Raw genomic sequence first — 16157 nt, 5'->3', positions numbered from 1 at the left:
GAGGTGTAGCCGGGCTAGGCCATCCACCACCTTTCGGCGATTCGCCCGTCATCCATTCCCGTCCGTTGCCCGATCTGGCGCGGCATTCCGACATGGGCCGCAACGGCCAGCGACATGTCGGTTTCACTGGGAAAGAACCGCGGGCCCCGCTTTTCGCGCAGGTGATCGCGCGCGGGGATGGCAGCGATATCGACATAGCCATCGCGCAAGGCTTCGGCGCGCACGGCAGGATCCGGGATCACGATGACCTCGACCTTGTCAGCCCAACCGGCCGTGCCCGTCTTGTAGTGATCTGAAACCTTACGCCCAAGGAAGTTCCTGTCATCCTCGGCCCGGTCAACCCGGTAGCAACCTGTGCCGTTGGCCTGTTTCAGGGGTGTCACTCCTGCGCCGTTGCGGGTGATCACGAACCGGTTGTCGGCCAGCAAGAATGGCAATCCGGCATTAGGGGCGGCAAGTTCCAGACGCACAACGGTTGGCGTCAAAGCCTCGGTTTGCCCGAACTCGGCCAGCACCGGCAGAATATCCGCAACATCCAGTGCGGTTCCGTCATGAAAAGTTACGCCCTCACGCAGATCAAAGGTCCAGACCTGCGCCTTTGCGTCCGTCTGCCAACCGGTTGCCAGTTCGGCGCGCAAGGTCCCGTCCGGCGCGATCTCGGTCAGGGTATCGAACACGGCACCGCGTGCAACCTGTTCCAGACTGTCATCCCTCGGCACCGCCAGTCGCAATGTCCCGCCCGCCTTCGGCGTATCCGCCAGCGACGCCCCCGTCGCCGCCAACAACGCGGCAGCGGCACCCGAGGCGAACAGAGCGCGGCGGTCCATCCGGGTCATGCCACACCCTCCGCCACGCGATCCATAATGCGCACCAGCTCGGCGCTGATTCCGGGCTCGGACAAGGCATGGCCCGCATGGCGCACCATCTTCAGCTCGGCATTGGGCCAGCGTTGCGACAGCTTCCAGGCCGATTCAGGCGGACAGATCATGTCATAGCGGCCCTGCACGATATGGCCCGGAATGTGGGCGATCCTGTCCATCTGATCCAGAATCTGCCCGTCCTTCTCCAGAAAGGCGTGGTTGATGAAATAGTGATTCTCAAGCCGCGCAAACGCGCGCGCATATTCACCGGGGCTTTCCCCGGTTGATCCGTTGGAATGAATGGATGCCAGCGCGTTCTCCCACGCCGACCACGCCCGCGCATACAGAATCTCGGTCGCGCGGTCGCCCGAGAACAGGCGCTTGTTATAGGCCCGGATCGCGTCCGACAGCTCATCTTCGGCCAGCAATGAGGTGAACTTGGCCCATGGCTCGGGCCAGAACTTGCCCGCGCCGCCGCCATAGAACCAATCCAGCTCGGCCTGCGTGGCCAGAAACACCCCGCGCAGAACAAGACGGCTCACCCGATCCGGATGCGTCTGCGCATAGACCAAGGCCAACGTGGCCCCCCAGCTGCCGCCAAACACCGTCCATTCATCGATATCCAGCAATGACCGCAGCCGTTCAATATCCGCCACCAGATGCCAGGTCGTATTGTTCTCGACCGAGGCATGGGGCCGCGACTTCCCGCATCCCCGCTGATCGAACAGAATCACCCGGTACACACGCGGATCGAAATAGCGCCGCATCGCCGGGCTACAGCCACCGCCTGGCCCGCCATGCAGCACTACCACCGGCAGCCCGTTTGGATTGCCGCTTTGCTCCATATAAATCTGATGCCCGTCGCCCACGCTGACCAACCGCTGATCGAACGGGTCGATCGGCGGGTAAAGATATTGCACTGCGCGCTTTTGGTCCGGGTACTTATCCATTACGGCCCTATATAGTCCTTAAGCGTAAAAGAGCACACGGAGACAGGAATGCAAGCGCATCCGAACACGGTAGACCCATCCGAGATCGCAAAATTCGAGGCGATGGCGGCGGAATGGTGGGATCCGAACGGAAAATTCAAGCCGTTGCATATGCTGAACCCCTGCCGGCTGGATTATATCACCCAACAAATCGCCGGGGAATTTGACAGAGATTTGAAGTCTCCTCACCCGTTTCAGGGCCTGCGCCTGCTGGATATCGGTTGCGGCGGCGGGCTGCTGAGCGAGCCGATGGCCCGTCTGGGGGCCGAGGTCGTGGGGGCTGATGCCGCCGAGGGCAACCTGCCCGTCGCCCGCATCCATGCCGAGCAATCGGGGCTGGACATCGACTATCGCCACACCACCGCCGAGGATATGGCGGCGGCAGGCGAGCAATTCGACGTGGTGCTGAATATGGAGGTGGTCGAACACGTGGCCGATCCGTTGGGTTTCCTGACCGCATCGCAACAACTTTTGAAACCGGGTGGCTTACTGATCTGCTCGACCATCAACCGCAACCCGAAATCCTATGCCATGGCCATTTTCGGTGCCGAAGTCGTCATACGCTGGCTGCCGCGCGGCACGCATGAGTGGAACAAGTTCATCACGCCTGACGAACTGTTCGACCTGCTGCACCAAGCCGGAATGGGCCCGGTGGACCGCAAGGGCTTCGTGTTCAACCCGCTCCTGTGGAATTGGTCGATCTCGGACCGGGATCTGAGCGTGAATTATGTGACGGCGAGTGTGAAACCGGAGTAGGATGGGTGTTCACACCCATCATCCAGACGACAAGACACGCGATGGGTGCAAGCACCCATCCTACGCTTATTCAGTGTGACATATGCGAAGGCTGACCTGAAACCAGAGAGGCCTACTCCCCCTCCAACTGCAACCGCAAATCCCGAAGCACCGGCAGCGTACTGCGCACCCGCTCCAGCCCCAGTTCTCCGACCACGCGGTTGATCAGCGGGGCAATCGACGAAATCGCCTGATCGCGCGCGCGACGTCCGGCGGGGCTGATGGCGACCATTTTGCGGCGGGCGTCGTCCCAGTCGGGGCGGATGTGGATGTATCCGGCCCATTCCAGCTTGGCCAAAGTGTTGGTCATCGCCCCTCGGGTGACGTGGAACGTGTTGGCCAGCTGCGCCGGGCTGCGCTCGTCGCCCACAAACACCAGATGGTTCAGCACCGAGAAATGCGAGATTTCCATGCCCTTGGGCAGCACCCGACTCAGCCGGTTGCGCAACAGTTGGTCTGCCGTCAGAATTTCACTGAACAGCGTGACCGCAAGGGCATTGTGTTCGTCCGTCATGGTCCGATCTGGTTCAGGGCCCCTCGAAGGGCCGCACGTGAGTCAATGAGGGCACGCGGCGGCGCGCCTCTGTCACAGAACTATCATCCAAATCGAAAAAGTGAATGCCCGGATCGGTGCCTGCGTCGATCAGCACCTCTCCCCACGGGGCGACAACCATGCTGTGGCCATGGGTGTGGCGCGTTTTGCCTCGGGTTTTTGGATGCGCGCCGGTCTGGGCGGGGGCAAGGACCCAACATCCGGTTTCGATCGCCCGCGCGCGCAGCAGCGATTCCCAATGCGCTGCGCCGGTGACGGGTGAAAACGCCGCCGGGACGGTCAGGATATGCGCCCCGGCCTGCGCCAACGCGGCGTGCAGGTAAGGAAAGCGGATGTCATAGCAGATGGTCAGGCCAACCTTGCCGAAATCGGTCTCGGCAATGACCGCCTGTTTTCCGGGGCGATAGTTTTTCGATTCGCGAAAGGTCTCGGTTTCCGTGACCTGCACGTCGAACATGTGGATCTTGTCATATCGCGCCACGATCTGCCCCTGAGGGTCGATCATGAAACTGCGGTTGGCAAAGCGACCATCCGGATCGTGGGTCTTGATCCCCAGCGACCCGATCAGCAGCCAGACACCCCGCGCGGCGGCCTGCGCCCGCAGACCGGCCAGCGTGATGTCGTCTTCCTCATGCTGCAACACCTCATGCTGCCAGGTGGTGCTGTTGGACACGCAATTCGTGACCTCAGGGGTCAGGATGAACTGCGCGCCCTGCGCTGCGGCCTCGGCCATCATGGCGCGAACCATCTCCAGGTTCGCAGCCGGGTCGTCCGACGAGGTGATTTGCAGCAGCGCGGTTTTCATCACGCCGCCAGCAAACGGTCCAGCTTGCCCTGACGGTCCAGCTCGTACAGGTCGTCACAGCCGCCCACATGGTCGGTGCCAATGAAGATCTGCGGCACGGTGCGCTTGCCGCCCGCGCGCTTGATCATTTCGGGCTTGCGCTTGGGGTGCAGCAGCACGTCGATTTCCTTGAACTCGACACCTTTCTGTTTCAGCAGGCGTTTGGCCGCGTGGCAGAAGCCGCATAGCGGAGAGGTGTAAATCTCAACTGGTTTCATAATTCCGTCCCTTCGGGTTTCGCACGATCTTGAGCGAATTAGGCATCCTTGGCAACGCGTGCCAGAACCAACACGAAAATATGATTTGCCCCCGCGTCGCGACAGGCCCGCGTACAGGCGGCCAAGGTCGCCCCCGATGTCATCACATCATCGACCAGCAGGATGTCGCGGCCTTTCATCTGCCGCTTTGGGTGCGGGGCGATCACGTCGTCCAGCGTCTCGGCCCTTTGGGCGGCGGTTTTACCGTCCAACACCGGCGTGCGCGCAGTTCGCAGCAGCAGGTCCGGGCAAACGTTCAGCCCCGTTTCCCGCGCCAGATGCTGCGCCAGCAAGGCGGACTGGTTGTACCGCCGCTTAATCAACCGCGACCAATGCAGCGGCACCGGAGCGATCAACATGTCCGGTCTGAGCAGGTCCCGTCCCGCCTGCGCCATCCACCGCGCGGCAGGCCGGGCCAGTTCGGACCGATCCCCATGTTTCAGCGCCAGCACCAGGGCCCGCGCCCGCCCCTTGTAAAGCAGGGCCGCCCGCCCATCTTGCCAGGGGCGCGGGGTTTTCAGGCAATCATCGCACTCGATCCGATGCCCATCGCCATCGCCGGGCACCGGCATGCCGCAACTGTCGCAAACCGTCCCGCCGATGAACGGGGTCTCGCGCCAGCACGCGCCGCACAGGCCAAAATCGGACTCGGTCAGAGCCCCGCAGCCGAGGCATCGGGGTGGGTAGACCAAATGCAACGCAGTTTGAACTCGCGGCCAAATGCGATACGTGCGGGGTATGAAATTGCCAGCTTCCAATGCGCCCTCGCTGTTTGACCGCCAGACCCTGATGCGCCGCCGTGCGCGGGTTCAGGATGACGCCCTGTTCCTGCACCGCGCTGCCGTGGACGAAGTGCAGCATCGGCTGAGCATGGTTAACAGAAGCTTTACGGCCCCTGCGATTGTCAGCCCCTTCCCGCAGATTTGGCAGGACGTCCTGCCCGGCGCGCGCATCGTAGCAGACGAGGAAACGCTGACCCTGACCCCCGGCGCGCATGATCTGGTTGTCCACGCCATGGCGCTGCACTGGGCCAATGATCCGGTGGGGCAGTTGATCCAATGCCACCGCGCCCTGCGCCCCGATGGACTGCTATTGGCCGTCTGTCTGGGCGGCGAAACGCTGCACCAGCTGCGTGCGGCCCTTGGGCGAGCCGAGGTCGAGGTGACCGGCGGCCTCAGCCCCCGCATCGCCCCGATGGCAGAGCTGCGGGATCTAGGCGCTTTGCTGCAACGGGCCGGGCTTGCTTTGCCAGTTGCGGATGCGGTTCCGCTGACAGCGGAATATCGCGATCTGAGCCATTTGATGCAGGACCTGCGCGCCATGGGCGAGACCAATGTTCTGACCGACCGGCTGAAATCCCCCACGCGTCGGCAGGTCTTTGTCCGCGCGCAACAGATCTATGCCGATCACTTTGCCACACCCGAGGGTCGCCTGCCCGCAACTTTCGATCTGATCTGCCTGACCGGCTGGTCGCCGGATGCCAGCCAACCCCAACCCCTGCGCCCGGGGTCAGCCAAGATGCGCCTTGCAGACGCCTTGGGCACTGACGAGGGCAAACTGCCCGATTGACGACCCGGCATTTCCCTTTATCTCAGGCCAGAACCGGTAAACTCAGGAAGACCCAAATGTTTGACGCAACCCGACCCGCGCACGCACCTGCCGATCACCCAAAGGTAAAGATGGGGCGCGTGGGCATCCTGTTGGCCAATCTGGGCACACCGGATCACTACACCTACTGGCCGATGCGGCGCTATCTGAACGAGTTTCTGTCGGACCGCCGCGTGATCGACTATCCGGCGTGGAAATGGCAGCCGATTCTTCAGGCCATCATCCTGACCAAACGTCCTTTCAGTTCGGGCGAGGCCTATAAGTCGATCTGGAATCACGACAAAGGCGAAAGCCCGCTGATGACGATCACCAAGGACCAAACCGCCAAGCTGCGCGACAGCATGCAGGCTCGCTTTGGCGATCAGGTTCTGGTCGATTTCTGTATGCGCTATGGCAACCCTTCGACCAAATCCAAAGTCCGGCAGATGGTTGCCGAAGGTTGCGACCGTATCCTGTTTTTCCCGCTTTATCCGCACTATGCCGGGGCAACGACCGCCACGGCGAATGACCAGTTCTTCCGCGCCCTGATGGAGGAGCCATGGCAACCGGCCAGCCGCACGGTGCCCGCCTATTACGACGAACCGACCTATATCGAGGCCCTGGCCCAGTCCATCGAACGCGCCTATGCGGCGATGGACACCAAACCCGATATTCTGGTCTGCTCGTACCACGGTATGCCCGAGCGGTATTTGCAGCAGGGCGATCCCTATCACTGCCAATGTGTGAAAACGTCCCGACTGCTGAAAGAGCGGCTTGGCTGGTCAGACGACCAGATCGTGTCGACCTTCCAGTCGCGCTTTGGCCCCGAAGAATGGCTGAAGCCCTACACCGTGGATCACGTCGCCGATCTGGCGCGGCAGGGCAAAAAGAACATCGCTGTCATCGCGCCCGCCTTCTCGGCCGATTGCATCGAGACGCTGGAAGAGATCAACGAAGAGATCAAAGAGAGTTTCGAGGACGCGGGCGGAGAACAGTTCACCTATATCCCCTGCCTCAACGACGATGATTCGCATATCGCCGCGCTGGGCAAGATCATCGAGGATAATCTGAGCGGGTGGCTAGACTAACCGACCCTGACAGCCAGACATGAAAAAAGGCGGTGGAACATCCACCGCCTTTTCTCTGGATAACGCTCGTCGGCTTAGCCGGCTGCGACAGCTGCGGCAACAACGACCAGCAGGATCAGCGGCAGCAGGATGCCCTGCGAAGAACCCTGAGTTTCTTCAACAACAACAGGTGCTTCAACAACCGGCTCTTCCAGGTTGCCAGCATATGCGGTCGAAGCAGCAGCGGTCAGTGCAGCGGCGAGAACGAGTTTTTTCATATTAACCTCCAGAATTTGCGCGATTCCTGTCCAGGAACCGCACACCTAAGACTTACCTCGTGGTTTTTTCTAATCAGCAATGCGGTTGGAATGCAATTGCAACTTGAGCGTTAAGCGGCTTCGTGCGCGAAAATGTCGTCAAATTAGCAACACTTGCGTGCCGACCTTCGCCATTGAAAACAGCTCGGCGATGTCTTCGTTGAACAATCCGATGCAGCCATTGGACGATTTGCGCCCGATTTTGCGCGTGTCATGGGTGCCGTGGATGCGGTAATACTTCCACCCAAGGTACAAAGCGTGTGTTCCCAATGGGTTATCCGGTCCGGGCGGAATGTAATCCGGCCATTCGGGGTTGCGCTTTTTCATCGATGGGGTCGGCGCCCAGCTTGGGCCTTCGACCTTGCGAATGACGCTGGTCCGTCCGCGGCGCGTCATTTCTTCGGTCAGAGGCACCGATGACGGGTAGAGTTTGTATACAGATTGATCATCTGACCAATAATGCAGCGCTCGTGAAACCGTATCGACAAGAATGGCGCCATTCCGCGTGTTCGAGAAATAAGGCTGCCAGTCCTGCGCCCGAAAGCCTGAAACATTTCGGCGAACAGGCGCTTCGGGTTCGGGCGCGGGGCGCAGCGGGTCGCCCGGAATGTATTGCGCAAGCGCCGGGCTGGCCAGCGTGGCGGTCGCACCGACAAGAAATCCTCGGCGGGTCGACGAGGGAATACGTTTTTTGACCATGACAAACGGTCCTTTGCGTGGGCGGGTTCTGAAATCCGGTGTATTCTATTGCCAGAATGCTTCAGTCGCAAATCAAACCGGCAAAATCACGCGGGGTGAGACTATTGTGCGTTTGCCCCGCACCGTCTGGCAGGTTATGCCCGTTATCGACACAATAATCAGGTCGATCATGACGCGTATCGTTTCTTTACTTTTGATGTGCCTTGTCGCGCTGGCGGCATGTACAAGCACCCAGCCCACCAGCTTTGGTGCGGATGGCCGCCCCTTGCCCACGGTCTACAAAATCCGTGGCAACCCGGAAAAGCTACAATTCCGGATGCTGGATTCAGTCAATGCCCTGCGGCAGGCACAAGGCTTGCAGCCCGTGCAACTGAACGCACAACTGAACGCTGCCGCCGCCACCCATTCCAAGGATATGGCCCGGCAGAACCGCCCGTGGCATTTCGGCTCTGACGGATCCTCGCCCATCGATCGGGCCGCACGGGTCGGGTATTTCGGCACATTCCTGGGCGAAGCGATTTCCGAGACCTACGAGACCGAAACCGAAACCCTTGCGGCCTGGATGCAGGAATCCGGCCCAAGATCGGTCATCATGGACCCCAAAGCGACGCAGATGGGCTTTAACTGGCATCAGGAAAGCGGCGGCAAGATCTGGTGGACGCTGGAAATGGGAACCGGCGGCTAATTTTCCGGGATCTTCAAACAAAAAAGCCCCCGATTGTCGGGGGCTTTTTTGTGATTACAACGATTTACGCAGCTTGCATCGACTGCGCTTCGGTCAAAATGGCATAGAGCTTGACCGGATCCGGATTGGCCCGCAGCTTGGCACAGACCGAGCTGTCGCGCAGCGTCCGGGACACAAGCGCCAGCGCTTTCAGGTGTTCGACACCGGCTTCTTCCGGGGCAAACAGGGAAAAGGCGATGTCGACCGGCTGACGGTCCACCGAGCCGAAATCAATCGGCTTTTCCAGCATGACAAACACCCCCGAAACCTCGGCAATGTCGGGCAGGCGCGCATGTGGCAGGGCAACACCATGGCCCACGCCAGTTGGGCCAAGGCTTTCGCGTTCCAGAAGACAATCGACAATCGACTGGGCCTCAAGGTCCAGCGTCGCGGCCGCGACGTCGCCGATTTCCTGAAACAGCCGCTTCTTGCTTGAGGCAGCGGAAAGTACACGTACTGCTTCGGGCTTCAGAATGCTCGAAAGCTCCATGATCATGCTCCACGGCGGCCCTGACCTGCGCCAAGGCCCGCCTTTCTAATCTTGCCTGTTAAGGATCGATCCAGCCGATATTACCGTCATCCCGACGATAAACGACATTCAATCCATCCTTGTTTTCGTTCCTGAACACCAGCACCGGAGCACCAGCAAGTTCCATTTGCATGACGGCTTCACCGACGCTGAGCGATGGGATCTTTGTTTCCATCTCAGCCACAATCATGGGCTGCAGCGATTCGGGTTCATCTGCCGTCCCCGATTCGTCAGAGGCGAGGATATAAGAGGACGCCCCGAAGAGTTCAACAGGTTCGGCACGATCCTTGTGATGGTCCTTCAGGCGGCGCTTGTAGCGGCGCAGTTGGGTTTCCATCTTGTCGCAGCATGCCTCGAACGCTGCGTAGATTTCAGTGGCGTGGGCCTTGGCCTGGGCGGTCAGGCCCGTCGAAAGATGCACAGTGGTTTCGCATACATATTCATGCGCTGAACGGGAAAAGACGACGTTGGCGTCTGTCGGGCGCTGGGCATATTTGCCAACGACCTCGCCCAGCTCGGTCTGCACATGGGTCTGCAGGGCCGCGCCGATGTCGATCTGTTTTCCGCTGATTTGGTAACGCATGTGATCTCCTTCACAATTCACACCCATTCTGACGTTGCGTCGCGCAACATGCTTGTTTTTATCGGGTGGGGGATATCGACATTCTGATCGGTTGCCGCTGACCCGGCCCTTCACTGAAGGGACATCGAGATCCAGCCTGGAACCGAATAAATGCCATACCCCAATTGAGACAAGAGCCGAGGGAAGAGTCAATCAAAACAGATGTGTATATACGCGATTTCCGCCATGCAACCGGCGCAAAACCGCGCAACCCTATGAAATTTTGAAGTTTTCGCCCAGATAAACCCGACGGACGTTTTCGTTTTCGACAACCTCGTCGGGCGTGCCGGACATCAGAACCTGACCGTCGTGCAGGATATAGGCGCGATCCACAATCTCCAGCGTTTCGCGGACGTTGTGATCGGTGATCAGAACCCCGATTCCGCGCTTTTTCAGATCCGCGACCAGATGCCGAATATCCCCCACGCTGATCGGGTCAACGCCCGCAAAGGGTTCATCCAGCAGCAGATATTTCGGATCCGCCGCCAGACAGCGCGCAATCTCGACCCGGCGGCGCTCACCGCCCGACAGGGCCAGCGCGGGTGCGCGGCGCAGATGTTCAATCGAGAAATCCGACAACAGCTCTTCCAGCCGCTCTTTGCGGCGGTGGGCATGTTTGACTGTAATGTCCAGGACCGAGGCGATGTTGTCCTCGACGCTCATGCCGCGGAAGATCGACATTTCCTGTGGCAGATAGCCGATCCCCATCCGGGCACGGCGATACATCGGCAGGGTGGTCACATTCTGCCCGTCAATCGTCACCTTTCCGGCTTCGGGAAAGACCAGACCGGCCACGGAATAAAACGTCGTCGTCTTGCCCGACCCGTTCGGACCCAGCAACGCCACAACCTCGGACCGGTCCAGCGTCATCGAGACGTCGCGGATAACCGTCTTTTTCCGGTAAGACTTGCGCAGTTTTTCGATCCGCAGGCCCAAACTGCCCTCGGCCACAGACAAGTGGGGACGCGCCATCAGTTGTTCCCCTGCTGCAGGATCGTCTTGACCCGACCCGTCATCGTCGCTGTTCCTGTGGTCAGGTTCGCGTTCATCTGATCGCCGCTGATCACGCTGGGCCCTTGGGTCAGCAGGACATTGCCACGCATCACGATCACACCGCTGTCGATCGTGTATTCGGCCCAATCCCCTTCGGCCGCATCCGGCGGGCTGACCAGAACCACATTCTCGGTCGCCTCCATCCGCTCAATCGCCGAGCGTTCGTCATTGTAGATGACCAGAACCCGTTCAGCCGTAAGGCGCATTTCGCCCTGAATGACAATCACGTTGCCGATGAACTCGGCCGAGCCATCCTCTTGATTCACGTTCAGCGTTTCCGAGGTTACCTCGACCGGCAGGGACGGGTCCGCGCGCGTCGCGCCAAAGGCCACCTGCGCTTCTTGCGCGGTTGCAGAAACGGCACCTGTTACCAGAGCAAAACACAAAAGGACAAAACGAAAATCGAACACAGGTTATCTTTCTGCTTTTTGAGGCTCATACACCAGCTTCACGCCATCTGTAAAAAGAATATGGACCGGGCCGTCCGTTTTTTCAGTCCCAAAAGTCATGCCACCCGCCGAAAAATCGCCGATGGGGCCGGTTCCGTTGACCTGCCCGGGGCTGTCGCCCCGGATCTCATCGAGTGAAGTATTGAGCAGATCGGTCGTGACTTCGATCCCGTCAGCGGTGGTGATCAGCACATCGCCGACGAAGGTGGCCGTGCCCTTGTCCGGTCGGATCAGGCCTGAATTGGAGTCCAACGTGATGACCCGCCCGCTTAACAACTCATAACGACCGCTGAATTCCGTCGCAGTTGGAACCGCGCCTTCGGTGCCCTGCGTCGCTTTGGTGGCGATGATCTGCACGTCCTCGCCCTTGGTTGTAGTACCGCGATAATCCGGCTGGGTTACAACCTGATCAGCCAGGCGCGCATCGATATCCTGCTGGCTGAACGGGCCTGAGACAGTGGTTTCGATACTGCGGGACAAAAGGAAGACGGTGGACAGCATGATAATGGCCGCAAGCGGCAGCAGAACCTTCAGGAACTGCACCATGCGGGAATAGCGGTCCACCTCAGCCTATCCCTTACCCAAGCCCGACGCGCAGACAGTCGTGGATGTGCAACAGGCCTTGCGCCTGACCACCTGCGTCCGGATTTGCCACAAAAAGCGAGGTGATCTTGCGGTCATTCATGATCGCCACGGCTTCTTCTGCCAGAGAGTCCGGCGCGATGGTCATCGGGTCTGCGGTCATGACCTCTTCGGTGGTCTTGTCCAGCAAGCCGTCCATGTTGCGACGCAAGTCACCATCCGTGACGATGCCCAGCAAGCGGCCCGCGTCATCAGTGACACCGACGACACCAAAGCTTTTCTGGCTCATGACCAGCAGTGCCTCGCCCATCGGTGTCCCGACTGAGACCACAGGCATATCCGTGTGCATTAGGTCGCGTACCTTGCTGAGCTGCGCACCCAGTTTGCCGCCCGGATGGAAATCACGGAAGTTCTCGGGTTTGAAATCGCGATATTTCATCAGCGCAATCGCCAGCGCATCGCCCATCGCCAGTGTCAGCGTGGTCGAGATCGAGGGTACCATGCCAAACCCGCAAGCCTCGCCCAGCGAGGGGATCAGAAGATGCACATCGGCCTGTTTCATCAGCGTGCTTTGGGGCTTGCTGGACAGACCGATCAGAGGGATGCCGAACCGACGTGTGTAAACAAGCAAGTTCGCCAGCTCAGGCGCCTCACCCGAATTCGAGATCGCCAGAACCACATCCCCCTTCGAGACCATGCCCAGATCGCCATGGCTCGCCTCGGCGGGATGGACGAAATGGGCGGGCGTGCCAGTGCTGGCCAGAGTTGCCGCGATCTTGTGCCCGATATGGCCGGATTTCCCGATCCCGCTGACGATCAGACGGCCCGTGGCCTGCAGGATCATCTGTACGGCTTCAGCGAAATGTTCATCAAAACTGTCGGCCAGCACGTCCAGCGCGCGGGCTTCATCGGTGACAACCTGACGGGCGGTTTTCAGAAAAGATTCAGTGTCAGTCATGAGTGTGCAAAAATATCCGTTTCGGGCCAGCCAGCGAGGTCAAGCTTCGCACGCATCGGCAGAAAATCAAAACAGGCCTGCGCCATCTCGGTGCGGCCTTCGCGGGCAAGTCGCCCATCCAGCGCCTCGCGCAACTGGTGCAGATACAGAACATCGGATGCAGCATATTCCAGCTGAGCGTCGGTCAGCGTTTCCGCCCCCCAGTCGCTCATCTGCTGTTGCTTCGAGATATCGACGCCGATCAACTCCTGACACAGGTTTTTCAGCCCATGCCGGTCGGTATAAGTGCGCACAAGGCGGCTGGCGATCTTGGTGCAATAGACCGGCGCGGCCAAAGCGCCGAACGCATGATACATCGCGGCAATGTCGAAACGCCCGAAATGAAACAGCTTCAGCACATCCGGATTTTCCAACATGGCGCACAGGTTCGGGGCCTCGGTCTGGCCTTTTTCGACCTGAACGATATGGCTGTTTCCATCCCCGCCGGACATCTGAATCACGCATAGGCGATCCCGATGCGGGTTCAGCCCCATGGTTTCACAATCAATGGCCACAATAGGCCCCAGATCCAGCCCGTCCGGCAGGTCGTTCTTATACAGGTGGTTCGCCACGAAAATGTCCTTTGTGCGGTCTCGACCCCGAGATAGGCGGTTTGGCCCACAAACTCAACGCCGTCCGTTTTCCTGGGTCTGCACGTCTTGTTATCCGCCTGAATTGCTGGATAGTCTGCCCTTATGGCAAACCAAACAAAGTGGCTGTGTTCCAAGGTCACCACGAACCGTCTCTGATCCATGTTCAGTATCCTGCAAAACCGCACCTATCGCCACCTTCTGGCGGCGCAAGTTGTTGCGCTGACGGGAACCGGGCTGGCAACGATTGCCTTGGGGTTGCTGGCTTATGATCTGGCCGGAGACGCCGCCGGGCTGGTTTTGGGTACTGCCCTGACCATCAAGATGGTGGCCTATGTTGTCGTGGCCCCGCTGGCCGCCGCCATTGCCGAACAGATCGACCGACGCAAGATGCTGGTGGTTCTGGACCTGGTCCGCGCCGCCGTTGCCCTCTGCCTGCCCTTCGTCTCCGAGATCTGGCAGGTCTATGTTCTGATTTTCGTCCTGCAATCGGCCTCTGCCGGGTTCACACCCACGTTTCAGGCCACGATCCCGGATGTTCTGACGGATGAGCGGGACTATACCCGCGCTTTGTCGCTGTCGCGGCTGGCTTACGATCTGGAAAGCCTGCTCAGCCCGATGCTGGCGGCCCTTATGCTGCTGTTCGTCAGCTTTGACACCCTGTTTCTGGGCACCGGCCTTGGGTTTGTCGCCTCGGCCCTTCTGGTGGTGTCAGTCATATTGCCTTCGCCCAAACCGTCCGGGCGCACCGGCATCTACGACCGAACCACGCGGGGCATTCGTCTGTACCTGTCCACGACACGCTTGCGCGGCCTACTGGCGCTCAGCTGGTGCGCCGCCGCGCTCAGTTCGATGGTTATTGTGAACACCGTGGTGCTGGTTCGGTCCGATCTGGGACTGTCCGAAAGCGCAGTGGCCATTGCGCTGGCTGGCTTTGGCGGCGGGTCCATGCTGGCCGCGTTTGCCTTGCCCCCGCTGTTGGACCGGTTTCCGGATCGCCGCGTCATGCTAAGCGGCTCGACCATCGCAACATCGACCATGGCAGCGGCAGCCTTTGTTTCGATGTCAGACCTTTTGTCTTTGCCTGCCCTGACCACGCTTTGGGCCATCGCGGGCTTTGGATATTCGATGACCCTGACCCCCTCGGGCCGCTTATTGACCCGGTCTGCCGGCCCCGAGGATCGACCCGCCCTCTTTGCCGCACAATTCACCCTGTCGCACGCGTGCTGGCTGGTACTGTACCCAATGGCGGGCTGGTTGATGACCCGGTACGGCGCGACCACCGCATTGACGGGCATGACTTGCGCTGCCGTGCTGGGCCTGACGACTGCACTGATGATCTGGCCCCGGTCCGGCACCGCGCCAGCGACGCATAAACCTTGAGCGTCGCCATCGATTTGCTTTAAACCTGAGCGACCGCCTGCCGGAGACCCTATGGATCAGCTTGATCGCCATATCATCGCCGCCCTGCAACACAACGCGCGTGAATCGACCACAAATATCGCCGCCAAACTGGGCGTGGCGCGCACAACTGTGCACGAGCGGATCAAACGCATGGAAGACCGCGGCGTGATCGCAGGCTATTCGGTCATTCTGAACGCGCCCGAGGATGCGCCTCGTGTGCAGGTTGTTGTGCTGCTCGAAGTGCAGCAGAAGGAAACCACCCGCATCATCAAACGGCTGGAAACCTACCCCGAGGTCAAACGCTGCCTGTCGATCAATGGCGAGTTCGACCTGCTGCTTTCCGCCGAGGCCCCAAGGATCGAGGATCTGGATATTCTGGTCGATGATCTGGCCAAAATCCCCGGCGTGCTGCGCACCAATACCAGCGTCGTGTTCGGTCGGCGGATCGACCGAAAATGAACAGGCGATAACGCGCTGTAAACCAATGCGCGGCTAGCGTGACCGGGACAGATCAGAATCCCGGACCGGCAGAATGCCCTTTCGTATAGTCGCGTTTTTTGTTTCCCTGATGCAGGTGTGGTTGGCACAGGCGGCGTTTGCCATGTCGGACGCGCGCACCGGCGATGTCTGCGATCAGGCCGCCCGCCGTGCCGCGCAGTCCGAAGATGTGCCGCTGGATGTATTGCGCGCCATAACGCGCGTTGAAACCGGGCGCACGCAGGGCGGGCATTTCATTCCCTGGCCGTGGACCATCAATGTCGAAGGGCACGGGTTCTGGTTCAACTCGGAAATCGAGGCCAAATCTTACGTGTTCGACATTTTCAAAGCGGGCAAGCGCAGCTTTGATGTCGGATGTTTCCAGATCAACTATCGCTGGCACGGCAAGGCGTTCCGATCTATCGACGCAATGTTCGACCCGGATGAAAACGCCACCTATGCGGCCCGGTTCCTGAAGGATTTGCACGCCGAGCTCGGCTCATGGTCCGCCGCCGCCGGGGCCTATCATTCCCGCACGCCCGAGCTGGCAAACGCCTATCAGGGCCGGTTCCAGACCGTCCTGGCGCAACTTGGCACCGCGCCTGAAACACAAACAGCCTTTGTGTCGCGTGACCCGTTCACCGGTTCCGCCGCCCCGCTGATCCCGCTGCAACCGACCCAGACCCCTCGGGGGTCGCTGGGCTCTCTGGTGCCTACCGGCGGGTCCGCCACCGCCTTTATCGCCTTCAATTAGGAGCGTTT

The 16157-nt window shown here is 60.0% G+C and carries 22 protein-coding genes; 7 read left to right on the top strand and 15 right to left on the bottom strand.

What is annotated here, in order from left to right; translation table 11 throughout:
* Positions 1-14 precede the first annotated feature (14 nt).
* On the bottom strand, positions 15-836 hold the full coding sequence (locus tag ACR0E6_RS18500; RefSeq protein ID WP_480585998.1) for an ABC transporter substrate-binding protein: 822 nt from the start codon (positions 834-836) through the stop codon (positions 15-17).
* Positions 833-1810 (bottom strand): prolyl aminopeptidase, encoded by a 978-nt coding sequence (pip, locus tag ACR0E6_RS18495; RefSeq protein WP_170624750.1) that lies wholly within the window; start codon positions 1808-1810, stop codon positions 833-835. The genes ACR0E6_RS18500 and pip overlap by 4 nt, the downstream gene beginning before the upstream one ends.
* A gap of 48 nt (positions 1811-1858) precedes the next feature.
* Here pip and ubiG point away from each other — a divergent pair, with 48 nt between their 5' ends.
* Positions 1859-2605 carry a bifunctional 2-polyprenyl-6-hydroxyphenol methylase/3-demethylubiquinol 3-O-methyltransferase UbiG gene (gene ubiG / locus ACR0E6_RS18490; protein ID WP_480585995.1) on the top strand — a complete coding sequence of 249 codons (747 nt, stop codon included), beginning with the start codon at positions 1859-1861 and terminating at the stop codon, positions 2603-2605.
* Positions 2606-2717: 112 nt separating this feature from the next.
* On the opposite strand, the gene ACR0E6_RS18485 is transcribed toward ubiG, so the two are convergent.
* Genes ACR0E6_RS18485 through ACR0E6_RS18470 form a run of 4 tightly spaced genes read right to left on the bottom strand, consistent with a single transcriptional unit; the run spans position 2718 to position 4996 of the window.
* A complete protein-coding gene (locus tag ACR0E6_RS18485; protein WP_037313149.1) occupies positions 2718-3158 on the bottom strand; it encodes a MarR family winged helix-turn-helix transcriptional regulator in 441 nt (146 codons plus the stop codon).
* 13 nt (positions 3159-3171) lie between these two features.
* A complete protein-coding gene (locus ACR0E6_RS18480) occupies positions 3172-4002 on the bottom strand; it encodes a carbon-nitrogen hydrolase family protein (protein ID WP_480585992.1) in 831 nt (276 codons plus the stop codon).
* Positions 4002-4259 carry a glutaredoxin 3 gene (grxC, locus tag ACR0E6_RS18475; protein ID WP_170524318.1) on the bottom strand — a complete coding sequence of 86 codons (258 nt, stop codon included), beginning with the start codon at positions 4257-4259 and terminating at the stop codon, positions 4002-4004. Before grxC ends, ACR0E6_RS18480 begins: the two co-directional genes overlap by 1 nt.
* 38 nt (positions 4260-4297) lie before the next feature.
* Positions 4298-4996 carry a double zinc ribbon domain-containing protein gene (locus ACR0E6_RS18470; RefSeq protein ID WP_480585989.1) on the bottom strand — a complete coding sequence of 233 codons (699 nt, stop codon included), beginning with the start codon at positions 4994-4996 and terminating at the stop codon, positions 4298-4300.
* A gap of 40 nt (positions 4997-5036) precedes the next feature.
* Here ACR0E6_RS18470 and ACR0E6_RS18465 point away from each other — a divergent pair, with 40 nt between their 5' ends.
* Both ACR0E6_RS18465 and hemH read left to right on the top strand, forming a co-directional pair.
* Positions 5037-5867 carry a class I SAM-dependent methyltransferase gene (locus ACR0E6_RS18465; RefSeq protein ID WP_480585987.1) on the top strand — a complete coding sequence of 277 codons (831 nt, stop codon included), beginning with the start codon at positions 5037-5039 and terminating at the stop codon, positions 5865-5867.
* Between the two features lie 56 nt (positions 5868-5923).
* A complete protein-coding gene (hemH, locus tag ACR0E6_RS18460) occupies positions 5924-6973 on the top strand; it encodes a ferrochelatase (RefSeq protein WP_480585984.1) in 1050 nt (349 codons plus the stop codon).
* A 74-nt stretch (positions 6974-7047) separates the two neighbouring features.
* Here the strand turns inward: hemH and ACR0E6_RS18455 are convergent, their stop codons facing one another.
* Both ACR0E6_RS18455 and ACR0E6_RS18450 read right to left on the bottom strand, forming a co-directional pair.
* On the bottom strand, positions 7048-7230 hold the full coding sequence (locus tag ACR0E6_RS18455; RefSeq protein WP_170455786.1) for a hypothetical protein: 183 nt from the start codon (positions 7228-7230) through the stop codon (positions 7048-7050).
* Positions 7231-7368: 138 nt separating this feature from the next.
* Positions 7369-7968, bottom strand: a complete 600-nt coding sequence (locus tag ACR0E6_RS18450) for a L,D-transpeptidase (protein ID WP_170455788.1) — start codon at positions 7966-7968, stop codon at positions 7369-7371.
* A 169-nt stretch (positions 7969-8137) separates the two neighbouring features.
* Between ACR0E6_RS18450 and dalA the strand changes: the two genes are divergently transcribed.
* Complete coding sequence (dalA, locus tag ACR0E6_RS18445) at positions 8138-8653, top strand: divisome-associated lipoprotein DalA (RefSeq protein WP_170455790.1); 516 nt, start codon at positions 8138-8140, stop codon at positions 8651-8653.
* Between the two features lie 64 nt (positions 8654-8717).
* Here the strand turns inward: dalA and ACR0E6_RS18440 are convergent, their stop codons facing one another.
* The 7 genes from ACR0E6_RS18440 to ACR0E6_RS18410 all read right to left on the bottom strand — a co-directional run bounded on the left by ACR0E6_RS18440 (position 8718) and on the right by ACR0E6_RS18410 (position 13496).
* The gene (locus ACR0E6_RS18440) at positions 8718-9182 is read right to left on the bottom strand and encodes a PTS sugar transporter subunit IIA (protein WP_170455792.1); all 465 of its coding nucleotides are present in this window, start codon (positions 9180-9182) and stop codon (positions 8718-8720) included.
* Positions 9183-9240: 58 nt separating this feature from the next.
* Positions 9241-9804, bottom strand: a complete 564-nt coding sequence (gene hpf, locus ACR0E6_RS18435) for a ribosome hibernation-promoting factor, HPF/YfiA family (protein WP_480585980.1) — start codon at positions 9802-9804, stop codon at positions 9241-9243.
* 252 nt (positions 9805-10056) lie between these two features.
* Positions 10057-10815, bottom strand: coding sequence for an LPS export ABC transporter ATP-binding protein (gene lptB / locus ACR0E6_RS18430; RefSeq protein WP_480585977.1), 759 nt, complete (start codon positions 10813-10815; stop codon positions 10057-10059).
* The gene (locus ACR0E6_RS18425) at positions 10815-11306 is read right to left on the bottom strand and encodes an LptA/OstA family protein (RefSeq protein ID WP_170455798.1); all 492 of its coding nucleotides are present in this window, start codon (positions 11304-11306) and stop codon (positions 10815-10817) included. Before ACR0E6_RS18425 ends, lptB begins: the two co-directional genes overlap by 1 nt.
* A 3-nt stretch (positions 11307-11309) precedes the next feature.
* Positions 11310-11891, bottom strand: a complete 582-nt coding sequence (locus tag ACR0E6_RS18420) for an LPS export ABC transporter periplasmic protein LptC (RefSeq protein WP_480585973.1) — start codon at positions 11889-11891, stop codon at positions 11310-11312.
* A 31-nt stretch (positions 11892-11922) separates the two neighbouring features.
* Complete coding sequence (locus ACR0E6_RS18415) at positions 11923-12885, bottom strand: KpsF/GutQ family sugar-phosphate isomerase (RefSeq protein WP_480585970.1); 963 nt, start codon at positions 12883-12885, stop codon at positions 11923-11925.
* Entirely contained in the window at positions 12882-13496 is a 615-nt protein-coding gene (locus ACR0E6_RS18410) for a ribonuclease D (RefSeq protein ID WP_170455804.1), read from the bottom strand. The genes ACR0E6_RS18415 and ACR0E6_RS18410 overlap by 4 nt, the downstream gene beginning before the upstream one ends.
* A 180-nt stretch (positions 13497-13676) precedes the next feature.
* Here ACR0E6_RS18410 and ACR0E6_RS18405 point away from each other — a divergent pair, with 180 nt between their 5' ends.
* The 3 genes from ACR0E6_RS18405 (at position 13677) to ACR0E6_RS18395 (ending at position 16149) form a co-directional block, all read left to right on the top strand.
* Positions 13677-14897, top strand: coding sequence for an MFS transporter (locus ACR0E6_RS18405; protein WP_480585967.1), 1221 nt, complete (start codon positions 13677-13679; stop codon positions 14895-14897).
* A 51-nt stretch (positions 14898-14948) separates the two neighbouring features.
* The gene (locus ACR0E6_RS18400; protein WP_170455808.1) at positions 14949-15377 is read left to right on the top strand and encodes an Lrp/AsnC family transcriptional regulator; all 429 of its coding nucleotides are present in this window, start codon (positions 14949-14951) and stop codon (positions 15375-15377) included.
* Between the two features lie 73 nt (positions 15378-15450).
* The gene (locus ACR0E6_RS18395; RefSeq protein WP_480585964.1) at positions 15451-16149 is read left to right on the top strand and encodes a transglycosylase SLT domain-containing protein; all 699 of its coding nucleotides are present in this window, start codon (positions 15451-15453) and stop codon (positions 16147-16149) included.
* The last annotated feature ends 8 nt before the right edge of the window (positions 16150-16157 follow it).

Source organism: Ruegeria sp. AP12, assembly GCF_056540025.1.
The sequence above is the reverse complement of the archived record's forward strand: the minus strand, read 5'-3'. Positions and strand labels throughout refer to the sequence as shown.